This window comes from Streptomyces sp. URMC 124 (genome assembly GCF_051386455.1).
Lineage (GTDB): Bacteria > Actinomycetota > Actinomycetes > Streptomycetales > Streptomycetaceae > Streptomyces.
In genome coordinates this window covers 1-19856 of sequence record NZ_JBPQTS010000144.1, presented here as the reverse complement: position 1 = coordinate 19856, position 19856 = coordinate 1, and the positions used below count along the sequence as shown (strand labels likewise).

General features: G+C 75.6%; 19 protein-coding genes and 1 riboswitch. Of the genes, 10 read left to right on the top strand and 9 right to left on the bottom strand.

From position 1 onward, the window contains the following. Both ACSNOG_RS25430 and rsmH read right to left on the bottom strand, forming a co-directional pair. Positions 1-385, bottom strand: a 385-nt coding sequence (locus ACSNOG_RS25430) for a septum formation initiator family protein (protein ID WP_436755026.1), incomplete at its 3' end; no start/stop codon positions are given. Next, positions 382-1341, bottom strand: coding sequence for a 16S rRNA (cytosine(1402)-N(4))-methyltransferase RsmH (gene rsmH / locus ACSNOG_RS25425; RefSeq protein ID WP_436755025.1), 960 nt, complete (start codon positions 1339-1341; stop codon positions 382-384). The genes ACSNOG_RS25430 and rsmH, both read right to left, overlap by 4 nt. A gap of 431 nt (positions 1342-1772) precedes the next feature. Here rsmH and ACSNOG_RS25420 point away from each other — a divergent pair, with 431 nt between their 5' ends. The 4 genes from ACSNOG_RS25420 to ACSNOG_RS25405 all read left to right on the top strand — a co-directional run bounded on the left by ACSNOG_RS25420 (position 1773) and on the right by ACSNOG_RS25405 (position 7305). Next, positions 1773-2324 (top strand): beta-class carbonic anhydrase, encoded by a 552-nt coding sequence (locus tag ACSNOG_RS25420; protein WP_436755024.1) that lies wholly within the window; start codon positions 1773-1775, stop codon positions 2322-2324. A gap of 156 nt (positions 2325-2480) precedes the next feature. After that, entirely contained in the window at positions 2481-3527 is a 1047-nt protein-coding gene (locus tag ACSNOG_RS25415; RefSeq protein WP_436755023.1) for an AAA family ATPase, read from the top strand. Then, positions 3527-4915, top strand: a complete 1389-nt coding sequence (locus ACSNOG_RS25410) for a DUF58 domain-containing protein (protein ID WP_436755022.1) — start codon at positions 3527-3529, stop codon at positions 4913-4915. The genes ACSNOG_RS25415 and ACSNOG_RS25410 overlap by 1 nt, the downstream gene beginning before the upstream one ends. Next, complete coding sequence (locus ACSNOG_RS25405; protein ID WP_436755021.1) at positions 4912-7305, top strand: transglutaminaseTgpA domain-containing protein; 2394 nt, start codon at positions 4912-4914, stop codon at positions 7303-7305. Before ACSNOG_RS25410 ends, ACSNOG_RS25405 begins: the two co-directional genes overlap by 4 nt. 192 nt (positions 7306-7497) lie before the next feature. On the opposite strand, the gene ACSNOG_RS25400 is transcribed toward ACSNOG_RS25405, so the two are convergent. Together ACSNOG_RS25400 and ACSNOG_RS25395 are read right to left on the bottom strand one after the other, a co-directional pair. Next, positions 7498-7902, bottom strand: coding sequence for a DUF3040 domain-containing protein (locus tag ACSNOG_RS25400; RefSeq protein WP_436755020.1), 405 nt, complete (start codon positions 7900-7902; stop codon positions 7498-7500). 237 nt (positions 7903-8139) lie between these two features. Continuing rightward, positions 8140-8901 (bottom strand): methyltransferase, encoded by a 762-nt coding sequence (locus tag ACSNOG_RS25395; RefSeq protein WP_436755019.1) that lies wholly within the window; start codon positions 8899-8901, stop codon positions 8140-8142. Between the two features lie 207 nt (positions 8902-9108). On the opposite strand from ACSNOG_RS25395, the gene ACSNOG_RS25390 reads away from it, so the two are divergent. Further along, positions 9109-9723, top strand: coding sequence for a TetR/AcrR family transcriptional regulator (locus ACSNOG_RS25390; RefSeq protein WP_436755018.1), 615 nt, complete (start codon positions 9109-9111; stop codon positions 9721-9723). Positions 9724-10074: 351 nt separating this feature from the next. Continuing rightward, complete coding sequence (locus ACSNOG_RS25385; protein WP_436755017.1) at positions 10075-11601, top strand: phytoene desaturase family protein; 1527 nt, start codon at positions 10075-10077, stop codon at positions 11599-11601. 60 nt (positions 11602-11661) lie between these two features. Here ACSNOG_RS25385 and ACSNOG_RS25380 read toward each other — a convergent pair whose 3' ends face one another. From ACSNOG_RS25380 to ACSNOG_RS25360, 5 genes are all read right to left on the bottom strand, one after another. Then, the gene (locus ACSNOG_RS25380) at positions 11662-12744 is read right to left on the bottom strand and encodes a hypothetical protein (RefSeq protein WP_436755016.1); all 1083 of its coding nucleotides are present in this window, start codon (positions 12742-12744) and stop codon (positions 11662-11664) included. Between the two features lie 41 nt (positions 12745-12785). Then, on the bottom strand, positions 12786-13703 hold the full coding sequence (metF, locus tag ACSNOG_RS25375) for a methylenetetrahydrofolate reductase [NAD(P)H] (protein WP_436755015.1): 918 nt from the start codon (positions 13701-13703) through the stop codon (positions 12786-12788). Positions 13704-13880: 177 nt separating this feature from the next. After that, a complete protein-coding gene (gene thiE / locus ACSNOG_RS25370) occupies positions 13881-14531 on the bottom strand; it encodes a thiamine phosphate synthase (RefSeq protein ID WP_436755014.1) in 651 nt (216 codons plus the stop codon). 150 nt (positions 14532-14681) lie between these two features. Further along, the gene (locus tag ACSNOG_RS25365) at positions 14682-15047 is read right to left on the bottom strand and encodes an Rv2175c family DNA-binding protein (RefSeq protein WP_436755013.1); all 366 of its coding nucleotides are present in this window, start codon (positions 15045-15047) and stop codon (positions 14682-14684) included. Between the two features lie 60 nt (positions 15048-15107). Continuing rightward, a complete protein-coding gene (locus ACSNOG_RS25360) occupies positions 15108-16277 on the bottom strand; it encodes an NAD(P)/FAD-dependent oxidoreductase (RefSeq protein ID WP_436755028.1) in 1170 nt (389 codons plus the stop codon). A gap of 159 nt (positions 16278-16436) precedes the next feature. Then, positions 16437-16548, top strand: a riboswitch (TPP riboswitch). Here ACSNOG_RS25360 and thiO point away from each other — a divergent pair. From thiO to ACSNOG_RS25340, 4 genes are all read left to right on the top strand, one after another. Further along, positions 16547-17737 carry a glycine oxidase ThiO gene (gene thiO, locus ACSNOG_RS25355; protein WP_436755012.1) on the top strand — a complete coding sequence of 397 codons (1191 nt, stop codon included), beginning with the start codon at positions 16547-16549 and terminating at the stop codon, positions 17735-17737. It overlaps the preceding riboswitch by 2 nt. 35 nt (positions 17738-17772) lie before the next feature. After that, complete coding sequence (gene thiS / locus ACSNOG_RS25350) at positions 17773-17973, top strand: sulfur carrier protein ThiS (protein ID WP_436755027.1); 201 nt, start codon at positions 17773-17775, stop codon at positions 17971-17973. Between the two features lie 9 nt (positions 17974-17982). Next, a complete protein-coding gene (locus ACSNOG_RS25345; RefSeq protein WP_436755011.1) occupies positions 17983-18783 on the top strand; it encodes a thiazole synthase in 801 nt (266 codons plus the stop codon). A 50-nt stretch (positions 18784-18833) separates the two neighbouring features. After that, the coding region (locus ACSNOG_RS25340; RefSeq protein WP_436755010.1) for a protein kinase domain-containing protein at positions 18834-19856 on the top strand (1023 nt) is incomplete at its 3' end.

The following is a 19856-nucleotide window of genomic DNA, read 5'->3' as shown; positions in this document are numbered from 1 at the left end:
CGGCCGGTGCGGGCGCGCGGTAGGCCACGGGGTCGGCCCCGGCGGGGGACGGCGAGCCGCGGACGGTGCCGTCGGGGCTGAGGAAGGCGGGGTTGCCGCCGGGGACCATGCCGAGCTCGCGGGCGCGGCGCTCCAGGGCGTCGGGGGCGGCGAGCTGGTCGACCTCCTGCTGGAGGGCCTGCTGCTCGTCGGTGAGCTCGGTGGTCTTGCGCTGGAGGCGGGAGAGTTCGAAGGAGCCCTGGTTGAGGGCGGAGTTCAGCAGGAGGAGCGAGATCAGGCCGGAGCCGAGCAGCACCACCACGAGGAGGACGAAGGGGGTGCGCTTGGCCCCGACGGGACCCACCAGGCGGCCCAGCCGGGTGCCCCGGCGGGCGGCCGGGCTCACCGGATGTCCTCGCGGATGCGTTCGGCGCCGCGCAGCCGCGCGGGGGCGGCCCGGCGGTTCTCGGCGACCTCTTCCTCGGTGGGCAGCTCGGCGCCGCGGGTGAGGAGCTTCAGGCGGGGCTGGTAGCGCTCGGGGACGACGGGCAGGCCGGGCGGCGCGGTGCTCGTGGCGCCGGCCGCGAAGACCTGCTTGACGATGCGGTCCTCCAGGGACTGGTAGGACAGCACGGCGATGCGGCCGCCGACGGCGAGCGCGGCCACGGCGGCGGGAATGGCCGCCTCGACGCTGGCGAGCTCGGCGTTGACCTCGATGCGCAGGGCCTGGAAGGTGCGCTTGGCGGGGTTGCCGCCGTGCCGCTTGGCCGCCTGCGGGAGGGCCTCGCGGATCACGTCCACGAGGCGGGCGCTGTTGCTGAACGGCTCCTTGGCGCGCTCGCGGACGACGGCCTCGACGATCCTGCGGGCCTGCTTCTCCTCGCCGTAGGCGCGCAGGATGCGCACCAGGTCGCCGGGGGCGTACGTGTTGAGGACCTCGGCCGCGCTGATGCCCGTCGTCTGGTCCATGCGCATGTCCAGCGGGGCGTCCTGCGCGTAGGCGAAGCCGCGGTCGGCCTCGTCGAGCTGCATCGAGGAGACGCCGAGGTCGAAGAGGACGCCCTGGACCCTGGGGATGCCGAGCCGCTCCAGGACCTCGGGCAGCTCGTGGTAGACGGCCCGCACGAGCGTGGCGCGCTCTCCGTACGGCTTGAGGCGCTCGCCGGCGAGCTCCAGGGCCGTGGGGTCGCGGTCGAGGGCGACGAGCCGGGCCTCGGGGAAGGACTTGAGCAGCGCCTCGCTGTGCCCGCCGGCGCCCAGGGTGCAGTCGACGACGACGGCGCCGGGCTCGGTGAGAGCGGGAGCGAGCATGTCCAGGCAGCGCTGGAGCATGACGGGGACGTGTCGCGCGTTGCTGCTCATGCGCCCTTCTGAGTTAGGGGTGCCCGGGCGCGCACGGGCGCGTCCGCATCCCCGGGTCCCCGCCCGCTCCAAGGGGAAGCGGCCTGCCCGGCACCGGGGAAGGGGCGCCGGACGACCGGGGAGCGGGAGGAGGCCGAGGGGTGCGTCCGCGTCGCGCGCGTGCGGGTTCTTCGGTGTCCAGAGGGAGCATCAGGCCTCCCACTTCGCGTCACTTTAGTCCACTCGTCCCCCCGGTCAATCAACCGGCCAGCGCGTCCCGGGACGGGCGCGGCGCGGGACGTCCGCGGGCACAAATGGCGGGAACCGTTCCGTTCACCCGGACGGCCGCAGGGGCGCCACTCCTGTGGCTTACCTCACACAGGGCCTTGCGGGAGGGGTTTTGTGGCGGGCGTAACGGGCCTCCGGGCGCTGCGCCGACTACCGTCGTTCACATGTCGATATCCGCGTCCCGGCCAGTGCCCCAGAGCTCCGACAGCGCCCGGCAGCAGACGGTTACGGACCGTCTGGTTCAGGCCAACGTTGAGTACGCCTCCCACTTCTCCGACCCGGGCATGGACGCGCGCCCGGTCCTCAAGGTCGCCGTCGTCGCCTGTATGGACGCCCGGCTCGACCTGCACGCGGCGCTGGGCCTCCAGCTCGGCGACTGCCACACCATCCGCAACGCGGGCGGCGTCGTCACCGACGACATCATCCGCTCGCTGACCATCAGCCAGCGCGCCCTCGGCACCCGCTCCGTCGTCCTCATCCACCACACCGGCTGCGGTCTGCTGACCCTGACCGAGGACTTCCGCCACGAGATCGAGGCCGAGGTCGGGCAGCGCCCGGCGTGGGCGGTGGAGGCCTTCAAGGACCTGGAGCAGGATGTCCGGCAGTCCATGCAGCGCGTACGGACCTCGCCGTTCCTGCCGCACACCGACGACGTCCGCGGTTTCATCTTCGATGTGACGACGGGTCTGCTGCGCGAGATCGACCCGCAGCACTGATTGTCCACAGGCGGTGACGCGGCGCCGCACGGGCGGCGAGAATGCGGAGAGGACGCCGCCCCTGTGTGACGCGCGGGGCGCGGTGTCCGTATTCGGGGGCGGGCCGGTTCGTGACCAGCGGACCGCAAGCCCGCAGGACGGGCCGAGGAGGGCCGGGTGACGACCTATGGCGAGCCGGGGAGCCTTGGGGTTCCCCCCACGCAGGCGGAGCCGAGCGTAGGGGGAGACCTCACCACCGCGGCGGAGCGGATCCGCCGGGCGGTGGAGGGCGTGATCGAGGGCAAGCCGGAGGTCGTGCGGCTCGCGCTCACGGTCCTCCTCGCCGAGGGCCACCTGCTCATCGAGGACGTGCCGGGTGTCGGCAAGACGATGCTCGCCAAGGCCCTGGCGCGCTCCGTCGACTGCTCGGTGCGCCGCATCCAGTTCACGCCCGACCTCCTGCCCTCGGACATCACGGGCGTGAGCGTCTTCGACCAGCAGCGGCGCGACTTCGAGTTCAAGCCGGGCGCGGTCTTCGCCCAGATCGTCATCGGCGACGAGATCAACCGCGCCTCGCCCAAGACCCAGTCGGCGCTGCTGGAGTCCATGGAGGAGCGCCAGGTCACCGTCGACGGGCGCACCTACGAGCTGCCGAGCCCCTTCATGGTGGTGGCCACGCAGAATCCCGTCGAGATGGAGGGCACCTACCCCCTGCCCGAGGCCCAGCGCGACCGCTTCATGGCCCGGGTCTCCATGGGCTATCCCAGCCCCGAGGCCGAGCTGCGCATGCTGGACGCGCACGGCTGCTCCGGGCAGCTCTCCCCGCTGGAGGACCTGCAGCCGGTCGCCCACGCCCACGAGGTCGTCAAGCTCGTCGAAGCGGTCCGCACGGTCCACGTGGCGGACTCCGTCCGGCGCTATGCGGTGGACCTCGTCACCGCCACCCGGCACCACCCCGACCTCAGGCTCGGGGCGTCCCCGCGGGCCACGCTCCACCTGGTGCGCGCGGCCAAGGCGGCCGCCGCCCTCGCGGGCCGCGAGTTCACCCTGCCCGACGACGTCCAGGCCCTGGCCGTCCCCGTCCTGGCCCACCGGCTGCTGCCCACGGCCCAGGCCCAGCTCGGCGGGCGCACCGCCGAGCAGGCCGTCCTCGACATCCTCCGCCGCACCCCCGTGCCCGACCCGTCGGCGCAGGCCGCCTGGCGGCAGACCCGGAGGCTGTGATGGGGCCGGGGGAGGGCGCGGATCCCGGGCCCGGGGGCCGGGGCCGGCCGTCCGCGGCGGGCGGCGGCTTCTGGGCGGCGCTGGGCGGGCTGACCACCCGCGGCCGCTCCTTCCTCGCGGCCGGCATCGCCGCCGCCTCCTGTTCCTACGTGCTCGGCCAGGCCGACCTGCTGCGGGTCGGGCTGTTACTGGCCGTGCTGCCCCTGCTCTGCGTGGCCGTGCTCCACCGCACCCGCCACCGCGTCACGAGCAGCCGCCGCCTGACGCCCGTCCGCGTCCCCGCGGGCGCCGAGGCCCGCGTCCGGCTGCGGATCGACAGCGTCTCCCGGCTGCCCACCGGCCTGCTGATGCTCCAGGACCGGGTGCCCTACGTCCTGGGCTCCCGGCCCCGCTTCGTCCTCGACCGGATCGAGCCCGGCGGCCGCCGCGAGGTCTCCTACCGCGTCCGCTCCGATCTGCGCGGCCGCTATCCGCTCGGCCCGCTGCAGCTGCGGCTGACGGACCCCTTCGGGATGTGCGAGCTGACCCGCGGCTTCAGCGCGTACGACACCCTGACGGTCGTGCCGCACACCGAGCCGCTGCCCGCGGTGCGCCTGGGCGGCCCCGGCGCGGGCCACGGCGACGGCCTGCGCCGCTCCCCCGCCCTCGCCGGCGAGGACGACGTCATCCCCCGGGGCTACCGCCACGGGGACGACCTGCGGCGCGTGCACTGGCGCTCGACCGCGCGCCACGGCGAGCTCATGGTGCGCCGCGAGGAGCAGCCGCGCCGGGCCCGCTGCACCGTGCTGCTGGACACCCGCCGCACCGCCTACGAGGGCAGGGGCCCCGGCTCGTCCTTCGAGTGGGCCGTCTCGGCGGCCGCCTCCGCCGCGCTGCACCTGCTGGGCCGCGGCTTCTCCGTGCGGCTCCTCACCGACAGCGGGGGCGCGGTCCCCGGCCCGGGCGCCCCCGGCGAGCACGTCGGAGCCCCCCACGACTCCGCGGACGCGGCGGGCCTGCTTCTGGAGTCCCTCGCGGCCGTGGAGCACTCGGAGGGCACGTGCCTCTCCCCCGCCCTCGGCTCCCTGAGCGGCGAGGGCGGGCTGCTCGTGGCGTTCTTCGGCGGCCTCGACGACCAGCAGGCGGCCCTGGCGGCCCGGATGCGCGGGCGCGGCGGCACCGCCGTCGGCTTCGTCCTCGATCCGGCCGCCTGGCGGGGCGACCCCCGCGGCCACGGCGCGGCCGAGCGGCGGCTGCAGCTGCTGCGCGACGCGGGCTGGACGGCGCTGCCCGCCGGCCCCGGGGCCTCGCTGCCCGAGCTGTGGCGGCTGGCGGCCGGGCCCGGCCCCGCCGCCCCGGCGGGCGCCCCCGGCTCCCCCGGCGCGGGCGCGGCGGGAGGGCGGGCATGACCGGGCGGGCACGGCTGGAGATCAGCGCGGCGCTGGCCACGCTCGCCGCCTCCTGCGCGATGCTGCCGCTGGTCAACAGGACCGCGTGGATACTGCAGGCCGCCTTCCTTCTGGCCCTCCAGAGCGGGGTGGGCGCGCTCGCCCGCCGGGCGCCGCTGGCCCGGCCGGTGACCGTGGCCGCGCAGGCCCTGGCGGCCCTGTTCCTGCTCACCGTGGCCTTCGCCGGTGACCAGGCGGTCGCCGGGCTGCTGCCAGGCCCCGACGTCTTCCGCGAGTTCGGCCAGCTGGTGCAGGAGGGTGCCGAGGACGTCGGGCGGTACGCCATCCCCGCGCCGGCGACGGCCGGCATCCGGCTGCTGCTCGTCGGGGGCGTGCTGGTCGTGGGCCTGGCGGTGGACGCCGTCGCGGTCACGTACCGCAGCGCCGCCCCCGCCGGGCTGCCGCTGCTCGCCCTGTACTCGGTGGCCGCCGGGCTCGGACAGGGCGGTTCGGGGTGGCTGTGGTTCCTGGCGGCGGCGAGCGGCTATCTGCTGCTCCTGCTGGCCGAGGGCAGGGAGCGGCTCACCGAGTGGGGCCGGGTCTTCGGGGGCCGCCGGACGGCCCCGCCGGCCCCCGGCCCCCCGCCGGGCCGCATCTCCCACGGCCCGCTCCGCACGGGCCGGCGCATCGGCGTGCTGGCCCTCGGATTCGCCCTGGCGGTGCCTGCCGTGCTGCCCGCCATGGAGAGCGGCCTCTTCGAGCCCCGGGGCCGCAGCGAGGCGGCGGGCTCCGGATCCGGCGGGCTCACCTCCGTCAAGCCGCTGGTCGCCCTCCAGGACAGCCTCAACCAGCCGGCCAACCGCGAGCTGCTGCGCCTGCGCTCCTCCGCCGAGAACACCCGCGACCTCTACCTGCGCATCGTCGCCCTCGACCGCTTCGACGGCGCGTCGTGGCAGACCACCCGGCGCCCCCTGTCGGAGCTGCCGGCGGTCCTGCCCGCCCCGGCGGGCCTGGCCCCCGGCGTGCGCACCACGCGCGTCGACACCACGCTCACGGCCTCCGGCGCCTACGCGCAGAACTACCTGCCGCTGCCCTACCCCGCCGAGGAGGTGCGCACCGAGGGCCGCTGGCGGTACGAGCCGGAGGGCCGCGTCCTGACCGGCGAGCGCGGCCAGACCACCCGGGGCGTGCGCTACCAGGTCGCCAGCCTGCAGGTCGAGCCCACGCCCGCGCAGCTCGCGAGCGCCCCCGCGCCCCGGGAGGAGGTGCTGCGCTCGTACACCCAGGTGCCGCGGTCGCTGCCCCCGGTGGTCGCGCAGACGGCCCGGAAGGTGACGGCGGGCTCGGCCAACGCCTATCAGCAGGCGGTGGCGCTGCAGGACTGGTTCTCGGTCGGCGGGGGCTTCCAGTACGACACCCAGGTCGCGTCGGGCACCGGCACGGACGCCGTCGTCCGCTTCCTGGAGGCCAAGCGGGGCTTCTGCATCCACTTCTCCTTCTCCATGGCGGCGATGGCACGGACGCTGGGCATCCCCGCGCGCGTGGCGGTCGGCTTCATGCCGGGCACCCCCCTGGCGGACGGCTCGGTGTCCGTCGGGACCAAGGACGCCCACGCCTGGCCCGAGCTGTACTTCGAAGGCATCGGCTGGACGCGCTTCGAGCCCACCCCGAGCCGCGGCACCACGCCGGAGTACGCGGTCGCCGAGCCGGCCACCGGCGCAGGCCCCGGCGCCGCGCCAGCCCCCGCCCCCGAGCGGAGCGCCGCGGCCCCGGCGCCCCCGCAGGAGACCGACGCCTGCCCGCCGGCCCGGAAGAAGCTCGGCGAGTGCCGGCCCGACGCCCTGCAGGCCGACGGCGGCGGGCAGGCCTCCGGCGGCCCCTCCACGGGGACGGTGGCGGGCATCGCCGTGGCGGCCCTCGCGGTCCTGGGGCTTCCCCTGCTGCCCATGCTGTGGCGCCGGAGGGTGCGCGCCCGCCGCCTCGGCGACCCGCCGGACGCCGCCGAGGACGCCGTGACCGCGGAGCGCACGCTGGCGGCCTGGCACGAACTGACGGACTCCGCCTGGGACTACGGCATCGCGCCCGACGGCTCCCGCACCCCGCGGGCCGCCGCCGCGCGCATCGTCACCGCAGGGTCGCTGGAAGGACCCGCCGCCGCGTCCGCGGCCCGCGTGGCCGGCGCGGTCGAGCAGGTGCTGTACGCCCCGCGGCCCCGCCCCGCGCCGGGCCTCGCGGGCGACGTCGAGTGCGTGCGGGCCGGGCTGCACGCCGCTGCCGGGCGGGGTGCGCGGCTGCGCGCCCTGCTGCTGCCGCGCTCGGCGGCCCGGCTGCTGCGGGGGCTCGCGCGGCGCCGCGCGGCGGCGGCACGGCGGATCCGCGCCGTGCGGCTCAGCCCCTCGTCCAGGACCTGAGCGAGGCGGGCGAGCCGAGCCGGGCGGTCCGGGCGGCACACCGGCAGCTGAGACGCGGGCACGTCAGAACGGCACCCGCCGGAGACGGATATGGCGTGGGGTCAGGAGACCTGCTCCTGACCCCACGCCATGGATGAAGAAAAGGGATGAGAAAGGCGGAAGGGCGCTCAGTGGCCCTGCTCGTCAGGGCGCTCAGTGCCCCTGCTCGTCGCGGCGGCGCTGCCAGCGCTGCTCGATGCGGTCCATCATGCTGCGGCGCGGACGCCCCTGGCCGCGGCCGCCCAGGGGCCCCGCCGGGCCCGTCCCCCGCTGGGCACCGGCCCTCGGCGCCTTGCGCCAGCCGGTGACGGCGAGCGCCGCGCAGCCCAGCATGACGAGGAAGCCGACCACACTGATCCAGTACTGCCCCTGAATCATCACGCCGGTCATCAAGAGCGCGATACCCACCAGAAACCCGGCGACCGCCTGGTAGACCCGTCGCCGGGTGTACGTGCGCAGGCCGCTGCCCTCGAGCGCTGTCGCGAACTTGGGATCTTCGGCGTACAGCGCTCGCTCCATCTGCTCGAGCATGCGCTGCTCGTGCTCCGAGAGCGGCACGGAGTCCTCCTACTCGTCGGTCGCGGGGGGCGACCGGGTGCGACCCTTTCAGGATAGGCAGGGAATCGCCCCCGTGAAACCCGCCCCTCTGCGCCATTCCGCCCACCGATGTCCATGTGGCGATCGGTGGTGTCGGGACGTACATTCCCGGTTCGCCGATCGGCCATGCCGGACGGTGTCCCCCGATCATACGGGGCGAACCAGCTGATCGGGTGGTGTGTGACCTACAGCGCGCAGTCAGCCACGCTCGGCCAGTACGTGCAGTTGGGTGGCCACCGAGTGGAAGGCCGGCAGCGCGGCCGCGGCGGCCTCCAGCCGGGCGAGCGCCTCGCGGGCCCCGGGCTGGGCGTCGAGCAGCACGCCGGGCACCAGATCGGCGAAGACGCGCACGCCGTGCACGGCTCCGGCCTCCAGGCCCGCGGCGGTCACGAGCTCCGTCAGCTGCTCGGCGGTGAACCGGCGCGGCATGGGGTCGCCCTCGCCCCAGTGGCCGGCCGGGTCGGTCAGGACCTGGTGGGCCTCGGTGAAGTGCCCGGCGAGCGCGCGGGAGAGGACCGCGCCGCCGAGGCCCGCGGCCAGCAGGCTCAGGGTGCCGGCGGGGCGGAGCGCCTCGATGACGTTGCGCACGCCCTCGGCGGGGTCGTCCACGTACTCCAGGACGCCGTGGCACAGCACCACGTCGTAGGCGCCGCGGTCCACCACGTCGAACAGGCCGTGGGCGTCGCCCTGGACGCCGCGCACCCGCTCGGCGACGCCGGCCTCGGCGGCCCGGCGCTCCAGGGCGAAGAGGGCGTTGGGGCTGGGGTCGACGACGGTGACACGGTGGCCGAGGGCCGCGAGGGGCACCGCGAAGTGCCCGGAGCCGCCGCCGGTGTCGAGCACGTCCAGCACGCCGCCGGCCGGGCCGGCGGCCTTCACCCGGCGGTCCAGGGCGTCGCGCAGGACCTCCCAGACCACGGCGGTACGCAGGGACGCCCGGGGGCGCAGCGGGTCTGACACGGCGGGTGGCTCCTCGGGGGTGGCGAACGGTTGCGTCCGCCCAGCCTAATGGGCCGCGCCCGGGGGCAGGACGACACGGCCTCCCGGCCCGGCGCGGCGCCGCGCGGGGCGCTCGGGAGCGGGCCTTCCGCCTGCGCGAATACCCGTGCGGCCACGCGAGGTTGACGCAGGCACGGACAGCGCGGCGCGGGCAGAGAGAATCACTGCATGGACAGCAGCAGTACGCGCCGTCAGAACACCCGGCGGAAGCTCTTCGACGCCGCGGTGACCCTCATCGCCGAACAGGGCTTCTCCTCCACCACCGTGGACGAGATAGCGGAACGGGCAGGGGTGGCCAAGGGCACCGTCTATTACAACTTCGCGAGCAAGACCGATCTGTTCGAGGAGCTGCTGCGGCACGGGATGGAGCTGCTGACCGGAGCGCTGCGGGCGGCGGCCGAGGAGACGGCCGAGCGCGGCGGCGGCGCGGCCGAGGCGCTGGACGCGATGATCCGGGCCGGGCTGGACTTCGTGGCGCGCCAGCCGTCGCTGGCCCAGCTCTACGTCGCCGAGCTGTGGCGCACCAACCGGGCCTGGCGCCCGACGCTGACGCGGGTGCGGCAGCAGGCGGTGGAAGTGATCGAGTCCGTGCTGCGGGAGGCGGCCGCGGAGGACGACCCGGCGGCGGGCACCGACGTGGCCCTGACGGCGTCGGCGCTGTTCGGGATGGTGCTCGTGACGGCGCTGGACTGGCAGTCGTTCCAGCCGGAGCGGTCGGTGGACGAGGTCCACGCCTCGCTCGCGCGGGTCTTACAGGGACGGCTGGGCGGCGTGGTCCGCTAGCGCGCAGGCGAGCGGTGCCGTTCCGGCGGCGGCCGAATCCCCCTCGGCCGCCCCCGGAACGGCGTTCCCCCGTGTGTTCCCCCGAACCCCCTCGCAGGGGCCCCCGCCCCCCGGTCACGTCGGGGGTGCCGCGCCGTTCCGCAGCCCCGTGCCGGCGGTACCGGCGCCGCGCCCCTTCCGTGGGCACCACTCTTCCTCGCGGAGGGGCCGGCGCCCATCCGCGCGCCTACTCATCTCCTCCTCTGAGTACGAGTACTCAGAGCGAAGCGTTCACGCCCGGGCGGGACCGGTCCGCAGCTCTGCCGACCGGTGCCGGCGGGCGCTGTCGGTGCCGCCGGATAAAGTCGCCCCATGGCACGGATTGCGGTGATCGGCGCCGGGATGGGCGCGATGGCTGCCGCCGCCCGGCTGGCCGTCGCGGGCCACCGGGTGACGGTGTACGAGCGGGCGGCGGCGCACGGCGGAGGCGTCGGGCGCAGGACGCGCGACGGCTTCGCCTTCGACACGGGGCCGGGGCTGCTGCACCTTCCGGCCGTCTACCGCGACCTGTTCGTCAAGACGGGCAAGGAGTCGCTGGAGCAGAGCGTCGGCCTGGTCCAGGTGGATCCGGCGAGCGCGCACGTCTTCGCCGACGGCACCTGCGTCTCCCTGCCCAACGCCTCCCGGGCCGGGGTCGTCCAGGCCCTGGACGAGGCCGTGGGTGCGGGGGCAGGCGAGCGCTGGAGCGAGCTCGTGAACCGGGCGCGCGCGGTGTGGGACGCCACGCGCCGCCCCCTGCTGGAGGAGCCGCTGCTCGCCGACCCCGAGTACGTGGAGGCTCTGGGCCACGACCCGTATCCGGGCCTGCGCAAGCGCGGCCTGTTCCGGCGGGGCACGCCGCCCCTGCTCGCGGCCGTCGCCGAGCGCGAGCTCAAGGACCCCCGGCTCACGGCCCTGTTGGAGAGCCACGCCCTGGCGTACGGGCTCGATCCGCGCCGCGCCCCCGCGAGCGCGACGGTCCTGCCGTACATGGAGCAGACCTTCGGCAGCTGGTACGTGCGCGGCGGGATGCGCGGCCTGGCCGACGCTGTCTACGAGCGGTGCCTGGCGCGCCGGGTGGAGTTCGTCCTGGGCACGGAGGTCACGGCGGTCGTCGAGAAGGACGGCCGCGCGGCGGGCGTGGAGCTGGCGGACGGGCGCACGGCCGAGGCCGACACGGTCGTCGCGGGCGTTTCGCCCGGCGTGCTGCGGCGTCTGGCACCGGCGGCCTGCGGGCCCGCCGTGCGGCCCGGCCCGCCGGTGCCTCCCGGACGCTTCACGCTCTTCCTCGCGCTCCGCGGGGCGCGGCCCGCTGCCGCCGCCCACCGCACGGTGGTCCACGCCCCGGACCGCGGCGCGGAGTTGGAGGGGATCTTCGGCGAGGGCGCGCGCGGCGCCGCCGCGCTGCGGTACCGGCCGACGGTGACCGTGCTGCGCCCGGACGATCCGGACGTCCGGCCGGACGACGGCCACGAGGCCGTGACGCTGACCGCCACGGTCGCCCCGCACGGCCGGGTGGACTGGGGCGAGGAGGCGACGGCCGCCGCCTTCGCCGAGCGCGTGCTCGACGCCGCGGAAGGGGTGCTGCCGGGGCTGCGGGAGCGCCTGCTGTGGCACGAGGTGCGCACACCCGCGGACACCGAGCGCGCGACGGGCGCCGAGGGCGGGGGCGTTCCGGCGCCGGTGCTGGCGGGCGGCGGGGGCGCGTTCCTGCGGCCGGCCAATGCGACGTCGCTGCCGGGCCTGTACCTCGCGGGCGGATTCGCCCATCCCGGCGGCGGGCTGGCGCACGCGGGGATGTCCGGGACGATGGCCGCGGGTCTGATCGTCTCCGGTGCGGACTGGCGCGGCTCGCAGTAATCCGGCGGTTCTCCGTGTGGAGCCCCACCGCCGGGGCGGAGGGCTCCACGGGGCCGGCGGTCAGTAGCGGTGCTGCTCGTTGTGGTGCTCGGTGTACTGCTCGCCGTATCCCTGCGCCTGCCCCTGGCCCTGCCCCTGTCCGGGGAGTTGCTGGGGATAGCCGGGGTAGGCCTGCTGGGCATAGCCCTGCGGGACGGGCGGGAGGTCGCTGTCGCGCTGCTGCGGCACCCAGACGCCGCCGGGCGGGGTGTCCATGTCGTACTGCGGGGCGGGCGCGTAGGCGTCGGCGGGGTGGCCGCCCATGCCGTAGGGCTGCGGGGCGGGCTGCTGGTACTGCCCGTAGGCGTCGTACGGCTCGTAGGCCTGCTGGCGGCTGCCGATGTAGGGGTCGGAGTACGCGGCGTACTGTCCCTGCCCGTAGTCGAATTGGCCGGGCGCACCGGGCATTCCGGGCGCCGCGGGGGCCTGGGCGCCGTAGGGGTCGTCGTACGAAGCGGGGCCGTGGTCCGGTGCGGGAGCGGCGGAGGCGGTGCCGTAACCGCCGTCGCCGTAGCCGCCGTAGGCCGCGTCGCCCGCGGCGGGGCCGGCCGGCGGCAGGTGTCCGGCGCCGGACGGCCCGGGGTCGTTCGCGGGCTCCGCGAGCGGGGGGACGGCGGGCATGGCCGCGGTCTCGTCGAGCGGAGGGGCCTCGGCCGGCGCCGTCCTGCGGCGGCGGCCGGCGCGCGGCTCCGCCGGCCCGGCGTCCTCGGCGGCCGGCTTCCCGGCGCGCCTACCGGACTTGACACCCCTTCCGGACCTACCACCCTTAACGGACTTCTCGTTCGTATCAGACGCGCCGAACTCGCCCGCAGCGTCGGTGCCGTCGGCGGTGCCGGCGTCGCCCGCCCTGTCCCGGCGGAGCGCCCAGCCGCGGGAGAAGCCGCGGCGGAAGGAGAGCGTCACGTACGTCTGCCCGACGGCGAAGGCCACCGCGCCCGCCGCGATGACCGCGACCGACGGGATGACGACGCCCGCGACGACGCCGAGGAACCCGGCGAAGGCGAGGAGGCGCCAGCGCAGCCGCGCCTTGTACTGCAGCAGCACTTCGCCGAGCAGCCAGAGCGCGACGACGCCGAACGCGATGTAGAGGACCGTCCAGCCCATTTACGCCCCTCTCATGGCCGCCGCCTTCGAGGGGCCGGCCGTCAGGACCGCTGGTGCAGTCCCAGATTCTCGTAGATTTCCAGCGTCGCCGTGGAGTGGTTCAGGGTAATGAAGTGCAGCCCGGGAATCTCCTCGGGCATCAACCGAGCGCACAGCTCCGTGGCGTACTCGATCCCGATCGAGCGTACAGCGGCGCGGTCGTCCTTGACCGCGAGGATCCGCTCGGCCAGCGCGGGCGGGAACGCGGCATTGCTGAGCTGCGCGAACCGCTCGATCTGACGGACGTTGGTGACCGGCATGATCTCGGGGATGATCGGGGTGTCGCAGCCGGCGGCCGCCACCCGGTCGCGCAGCCGGAGGTAGTCCTCGGGGTAGAAGAACATCTGGGTGATGGCGAAGTCCGCGCCCGCGCGGCACTTGTCCACGAAGTGCCGGATGTCCGTGTCCCAGTCGGTGGAGCGCGGGTGCATCTCCGGGAAGGCGGCGACGCCGACGCAGAAGTCGCCGGACTCCTTGATGAGCCTGACGAGGTCAGCGGCGTAGTGCAGGCCCTCGGGGTGGCGCACCCACTCGCCCATGGGGTCGCCGGGCGGATCGCCGCGCAGGGCGAGCATGTTGCGGATGCCGACGTCGGCGTACTGACCGATGATGTTGCGCAGCTCGGCCTTGGAGTGGTTGACGGCTGTCAGGTGGGCGACGGGCGTGAGCGTCGTGTCGGTCGCCATGCGCTCGGTCACCCGCACGGTGCCCTCGCGGGAGGAGCCCCCCGCGCCGTAGGTGACGGACACGAAGGTCGGGCCGACGGCCTCGATCCGGCGGATCGCGTCCCAGAGGGTGCGTTCCCCCTTCTCGGACCGCGGGGCGGCGAACTCGAAGGAATACGACCGCTCGCCTGAGGCGAGCAGGTCACGCACCGTGCGCGCGTGGTCTGTCCTGGTGGAGGCGGTACCAAGGGCCATACCGGCAAGTTAACCAGCGCTCCCCGCGGCCCCCAACCCACTTCTGCGATTTGCCCGATAGGCCGGTATCCCGTCCGCAATGCGGACGGGATCTTCATGTTTCGTTGACGTTCCGTTGACGTTCCCGGGCCGCCGCGGGGGCGCGGGCGGCCGCCGGCGGGCCGTTCCGGGAAGTCCTCACAGGCGCTCGCGGACCCGCCGGGCCAGCTCCGCCGCGGCCGCGCCGGGGTCGTCCGCCTCGGTGATCGCGCGGACCACGACGACCCGGCGGGCGCCCGCGTCGAGCACCTGCTCCAGATTGCCGAGGCCGATGCCGCCGATCGCGAACCAGGGGCGCTCGCTGCCCAGGGCCGCCGCGTGGCGGACCAGGGACAGGCCGGGGGCGTGCCGGCCCGGCTTGGTGGGGGTCGGCCAGCAGGGGCCGGTGCAGAAGTAGTCCACGCCGGGCTCGGCGGCCGCGGCGTCCACCTCGGCCTCGGCGTGCGTGGACCGGCCGATCAGCACCTCCTCGCCCAGGACAGCGCGGGCGGCGGGCACCGGCAGGTCGCCCTGGCCGAGGTGCAGCACGTCGGACCCGGCGGCGTGGGCGACGTCGGCCCGGTCGTTGACCGCGAAGAGCTTGCCGTGGCGCCGGGCGGCGTCGGCGAAGACCGCGAGGTGCTCCAGCTCCTCGCCCGCCTCCATGCCCTTGTCGCGCAGCTGGACGACGTCGACTCCGCAGGCGAGGACCGCGTCGAGGAATTCCGGCAGGTCGCCCTGGCGCTTGCGGGCGTCGGTGCACAGGTACAGCCGGGCGTCGGCGAGGAGCGCGCGGGCGGTGGCGGACATCGGGTGGTTCCCCCCGGGTCGGCGGTGTGCGGGCGGGGGCGTGCTCCGCCCGCACACCGGACGGTTGTGACGGGCGCGACCGGCGCGCCCGTATGAGGATCGGGCCCGGAAACGGACCGGGCCCTCAGGCGGATCTGCGGCTCGGGCGGCTCAGACGGCGAGCGCCTGGGCGCGCCGCTTCACCTCCGTGCCGCGGTTCTCCCGCAGCGCGTCCGCCGGGGTGCCCGGCAGGGAGGGGTCGGCGGTGAACAGCCACTCGAGCATTTCCTCGTCGGTGAAGCCGTCGTCCCGCAGCAGCGTCAGGGTGCCTGCCAGGCCCTTGACGACCTTGCCCTCGCCGATGAAGGCGGCGGGCACCATGAGCACCCGGTTCTCACCGCGGCGCACGGCGATCAGCTGGCCCTCCTTCACCAGCTGCCGCACGCGCGTCACCTCCACGCCGAGCTCCTCGGCGATGTCGGGAAGGTTGAGCCAGGCGGGAACAAGCGCGTCGATCTTTGCGTCAATCTCGGTCACGGGACAAGCCTGCCATCTGCCGCTGACAGCCGGTAGCCGGGTTGACCCGACCCGGGCGCGTCACAGTGCCGCGGCCTTCAGCGGCACGGACGCGTCGGCGGCCTTGGCGCGGTCGAGGCGGGTGCCCTTCTCGATGAGCTTGCGGCCCTGCGCCAGGTCCCTGGGGCGGCCGACGGCCAGCAGGGCGACCAGGACGCCGTCGCGCAGCCAGCACACGCTCCAGGCGGAGCTCGCCGGGTCGCCGCGCCACAGCAGCTCGTCGGCGCCGGCGTGGTGGCCCGCGTACTGCACGAACCGCCCGAACTGCTCGGACCAGAAGTACGGCACCGGGTCGTAGGCGGGGCCCTCTGCCGGGCCGAGCACGATGTTCGCCGCGACGGTCCGCGGGCCCTGCATGGCGTTGTCCCAGTGGTGCACCAGCAGCCGCTCGCCGTAGCGGGCGGAGGGGAACGACGCGCAGTCGCCGACCGCGTAGACGCCCGGCAGCGAGGTGCGCAGCCGTTCGTCGGCGAGGACGGCGCGGTCCGCGCCGAGCGCGATGCCGGAGCTCTCCAGCCAGCCGGTCGCGGCGCGCGCCCCGACCCCGACGACCACGGCGCCGGCCGGCAGGCGGGTGCCGTCGGCCAGCACGACCGCGTCGTCCTCCACGGCGGTCACCCGCGCGCCGAGCACCAGCCGGGCGCCGCTCTCGGCGTACCAGGGGGCGATCCGGGCGGCGACCTCGGCGGGCATCGCGCCGGCGAGGACCCGGTCCGCGGCCTCCACCACGGTCACCTCGCAGCCCGCCTCCCGGGCGGCCGTGGCGACCTCGGCGCCGATCCAGCCCGCGCCGACGGCCACGACGTCGTGCTGCGCGGCCAGGACCGGCCGCAGCCGCACGGCGTCGTCGAGGGTGCGCAGCAGGTGGACGTTCGGCAGGTCCTCGCTGCCGGGCAGCCGGACGGGCTCGGCGCCGGTGGCGATGACCAGGACGTCGTAGGGCACCGGCCCCGAGGCGGTCTCCACCAGGCGCTCGGCCGGGCGCAGGCCGGTGGCCTCCCGCCCGAGCTGCAGGTCTGTCCCGAGCAGGGCGAAGTCCACCTCGAACGCGGAGCCGTCGGCCTTGCCCAGCAGGACGGCCTTGGAGAGCGGAGGCCTGTCGTACGGCGGGTGCGGCTCGGCGCCCAGCACGGTGACGGTGCCGGCCCAGCCGAGCTCGCGCAGGGCGACCGCGGTCTGCACGCCGGCCATTCCGGCACCCACGATGACGACGCGCCGCTCACTGGCGGCAAGTGGCTCTTCCCGGTGCTCGCTCACCCGATCACTGTAGGCCGAGGCCCGCACGCGCGGCCCTCCGGGCGCCCGGCAGGCCCTCGCCCCGGGTTCGCGCCGCGTACTAGGGTGGCCGGTGCACGCACTCGCGGGAGCCCGGACGACCGGGCTGAGAGGGAGGCTGGACGGCCTCCGACCGTACGAACCTGATCCGGGTCATGCCGGCGAAGGGAGGGGCTGGACACCTCATGGCCGCGTCGACGACCACACCGACCGCGCCGACCCCGTCCGCCTGCGACGTCCTCGTCGTGGGCGGCGGGCTCATCGGGCTCGTCACCGCCTGGCGCGCCGCACAGCGCGGACTGCGCACCGCCGTCGCCGATCCCGCACCGGGCGGCGGCGCGGCGCGCGTCGCCGCCGGGATGCTGGCCGCGGTGACCGAGCTGCACTACGGCGAGGAAGCGCTGCTCGCCCTCAACCTGGCCTCCGCGCGCCGCTATCCGCACTTCACGGCCGAGCTGGAGGAGGCGAGCGGTCTCGCCACCGGCTACCGCACCTGCGGCACGCTCGCCGTCGCCCTCGACGCCGACGACCGCGAGCACCTGCGCGAACTGCACGCCCTGCAGCAGCGCTGCGGCCTGGACTCGCAGTGGCTCACGGGCCGCGAGTGCCGCCGCCTGGAGCCGATGCTCGCGCCCGGCGTACGCGGGGGGCTGCGCGTCGACGAGGACCACCAGACCGATCCCCGCAGGCTCGCGCGGGCGCTGCTCACGGCCTGCGAGCGGGCCGGGGTCGCCTTCCACCGCGCCGGGGCCGCACGGCTGCTGCTCGCCGGGGACCGCGCCGCCGGCGCCGAGCTCGCGGACGGCAGCCGCATCGCCGCGGACCAGGTGGTGCTGGCCGCGGGCAGCCGCAGCGGGACGCTCGCTGGCGTCCCTGCCGAGGTCCTGCCGCCCGTGCGCCCGGTCAAGGGCCAGGTGCTGCGGCTGCGCGTCCCGGACGCGTACGCGCCCTTCCTCTCGCGCACCGTGCGGGCGGTCGTCCGCGGCGGCCCCGTGTACCTGGTGCCGCGCGAGAACGGCGAGCTCGTCCTCGGCGCGACCACCGAAGAGCTCGGCTGGGACACCACCGTCACCGCCGGCGGCGTCTACGAGCTGCTGCGCGACGCCCACGAGCTCGTGCCCGGCATCACCGAACTGCCCCTGGTGGAGACCTCCGCCGGGCTGCGCCCCGGCTCCCCCGACAACGCCCCCCTCCTCGGCCCGACCGCCCTGCCCGGGCTGCACGCCGCAACCGGCCACCACCGCAACGGCGTCCTCCTCACCCCGCTGACCGGCGACGTCATGGCCGAGGTGCTGACCACCGGGCGCCTCCCCGAGGAGGCCCGCCCCTTCACCCCCCGACGCTTCTCGAACGCGCTGCAGGAGCTGCCCGTATGAACCCCAGCGACCCCACTGACACCCCCGAGGCCCACATGGGCATCAGCGTCAACGGCGAGCACCGCGAGGTGCCCCACGGCCTGACCCTCGACACCCTCGTGGCGAGCATGACCACCGCGCCCGGCGGCGTGGCCGCCGCCGTCAACGAGGCCGTCGTGCCGCGCGGCCAGTGGCCCGCCACGCGGCTCGGCGCCGGCGACCGCATCGAGGTCCTCACCGCAGTGCAGGGGGGCTGATCAGCTCTGATGGCGGACGACCTGCTCACCATCGCCGGCACCACCTTCGGCTCCCGGCTGATCATGGGCACCGGCGGGGCGCCCAGCCTCGACGTCATGGAGCGCGCCCTGCTCGCCTCCGGCACCGAGCTGACCACCGTCGCGATGCGCCGCCTGGACGCGAGCGTCCGCGGCTCCGTGCTGTCCGTGCTGGAGCGGCACTCCATCCGGGTGCTGCCGAACACGGCCGGCTGCTACACGGCCGGCGAGGCCGTGCTGACGGCCCGGCTGGCCCGGGAGGCGCTCGGCACGGACTGGGTCAAGCTCGAAGTGATAGCCGACGAGCGCACGCTGCTGCCCGACCCCGTCGAGCTGCTGGACGCCGCGGAGATCCTCGTGGACGACGGCTTCACGGTGCTGCCGTACACCAGCGACGACCCGGTCCTCGCCCGCAAGCTGGAGGACGTCGGCTGCGCGGCGATCATGCCGCTGGGCTCGCCCATCGGCTCCGGCCTCGGCATCCGCAACCCGCACAACTTCCAGCTGATCACCGAGCGGGCCGGGGTCCCCGTGATCCTCGACGCGGGCGCCGGCACGGCCTCCGACGCGGCGCTCGCCATGGAGCTGGGCTGCGCCGCCGTGATGCTCGCCTCCGCGGTGACCCGCGCGCAGGAGCCGGTGCTGATGGCGGAGGCGATGCGGCACGCCGTGGAGGCGGGGCGGCTGGCGTACCGGGCGGGGCGGATCCCGCGGCGGCACTTCGCCGAGGCGTCGTCTCCTGCGGAGGGCCTGGCACGTCTCGATCCGGAGCGGCCCGAGTTCGCTCAGTAGCAGGGGCTGCCCGGTCGGGGCCTGGTCCCCACCCCTTTTAGACTCGTCGCGTGGATACGACGCTAGGGGACCCGTTGGTCGGGCACACGCTCGACGGCCGCTACCGGGTCGAGGCCCGCATCGCCGTGGGCGGCATGGCCACGGTCTACCGCGCCCTCGACACCCGGCTGGACCGGGTGCTCGCGGTCAAGGTGATGCACCCGGGCCTGGCCGCCGACACCGCGTTCGTCGAGCGCTTCATCCGCGAGGCCAAGTCGGTGGCGCGCCTGGACCACGCCAACGTGGTGGGGGTCTACGACCAGGGCACCGACGGCCCGTACGTCTATCTGGCGATGGAGTACGTGCCCGGGTGCACCCTGCGCGACGTGCTGCGCGAGCGCGGGGCCCTGCAGCCCCGCGCCGCCCTCGACATCCTGGAGCCGGTGCTGGCCGCGCTGGGTGCGGCCCACCTGGCGGGCCTGGTGCACCGCGACATGAAGCCCGAGAACGTGCTGATCGGCGACGACGGCCGGGTGAAGGTCGCCGACTTCGGCCTCGTCCGGGCGGTGGACACCAACACCACGGCATCCACCGGATCCGTCCTCGGCACCGTGTCGTACCTGGCCCCCGAGCAGCTGGAGCACGGCACCGCCGATCCGCGCGTGGACGTCTACGCGTGCGGCGTCGTCCTCTACGAAATGCTGACGGGTGCCAAGCCGCACACCGGGAGCACCCCGGCCCAGGTCCTCTACCAGCACCTGAACACGGACGTCCCGGCGCCGTCGGCGGCCGTGCCGGGCCTGGCCGCGGCTCTGGACGGCCTCGTCGCCGACGCCACGGCCCGGGACCCGCAGGCGCGCCCGGCGGACGCCGTCGCGCTGCTCGGCCTGGCCCGGGGGGCGCGCGCGGAGCTGAGCGACGAGCAGCTGGACGCGGTGCCCCCGCAGGCGCTCGGCGGCGCGGCCGCGGGCCGCGCGACGGGCCCGGAGGACCGTACGAGCGTGCTGCCCCGGCCGGCCGCGCGGCCGCTGCCCGCGGAGGAGGGCGAGCTCAACCGCACGACGCGGCTGGAGCACCCGCCCGCTCCCCCGGCC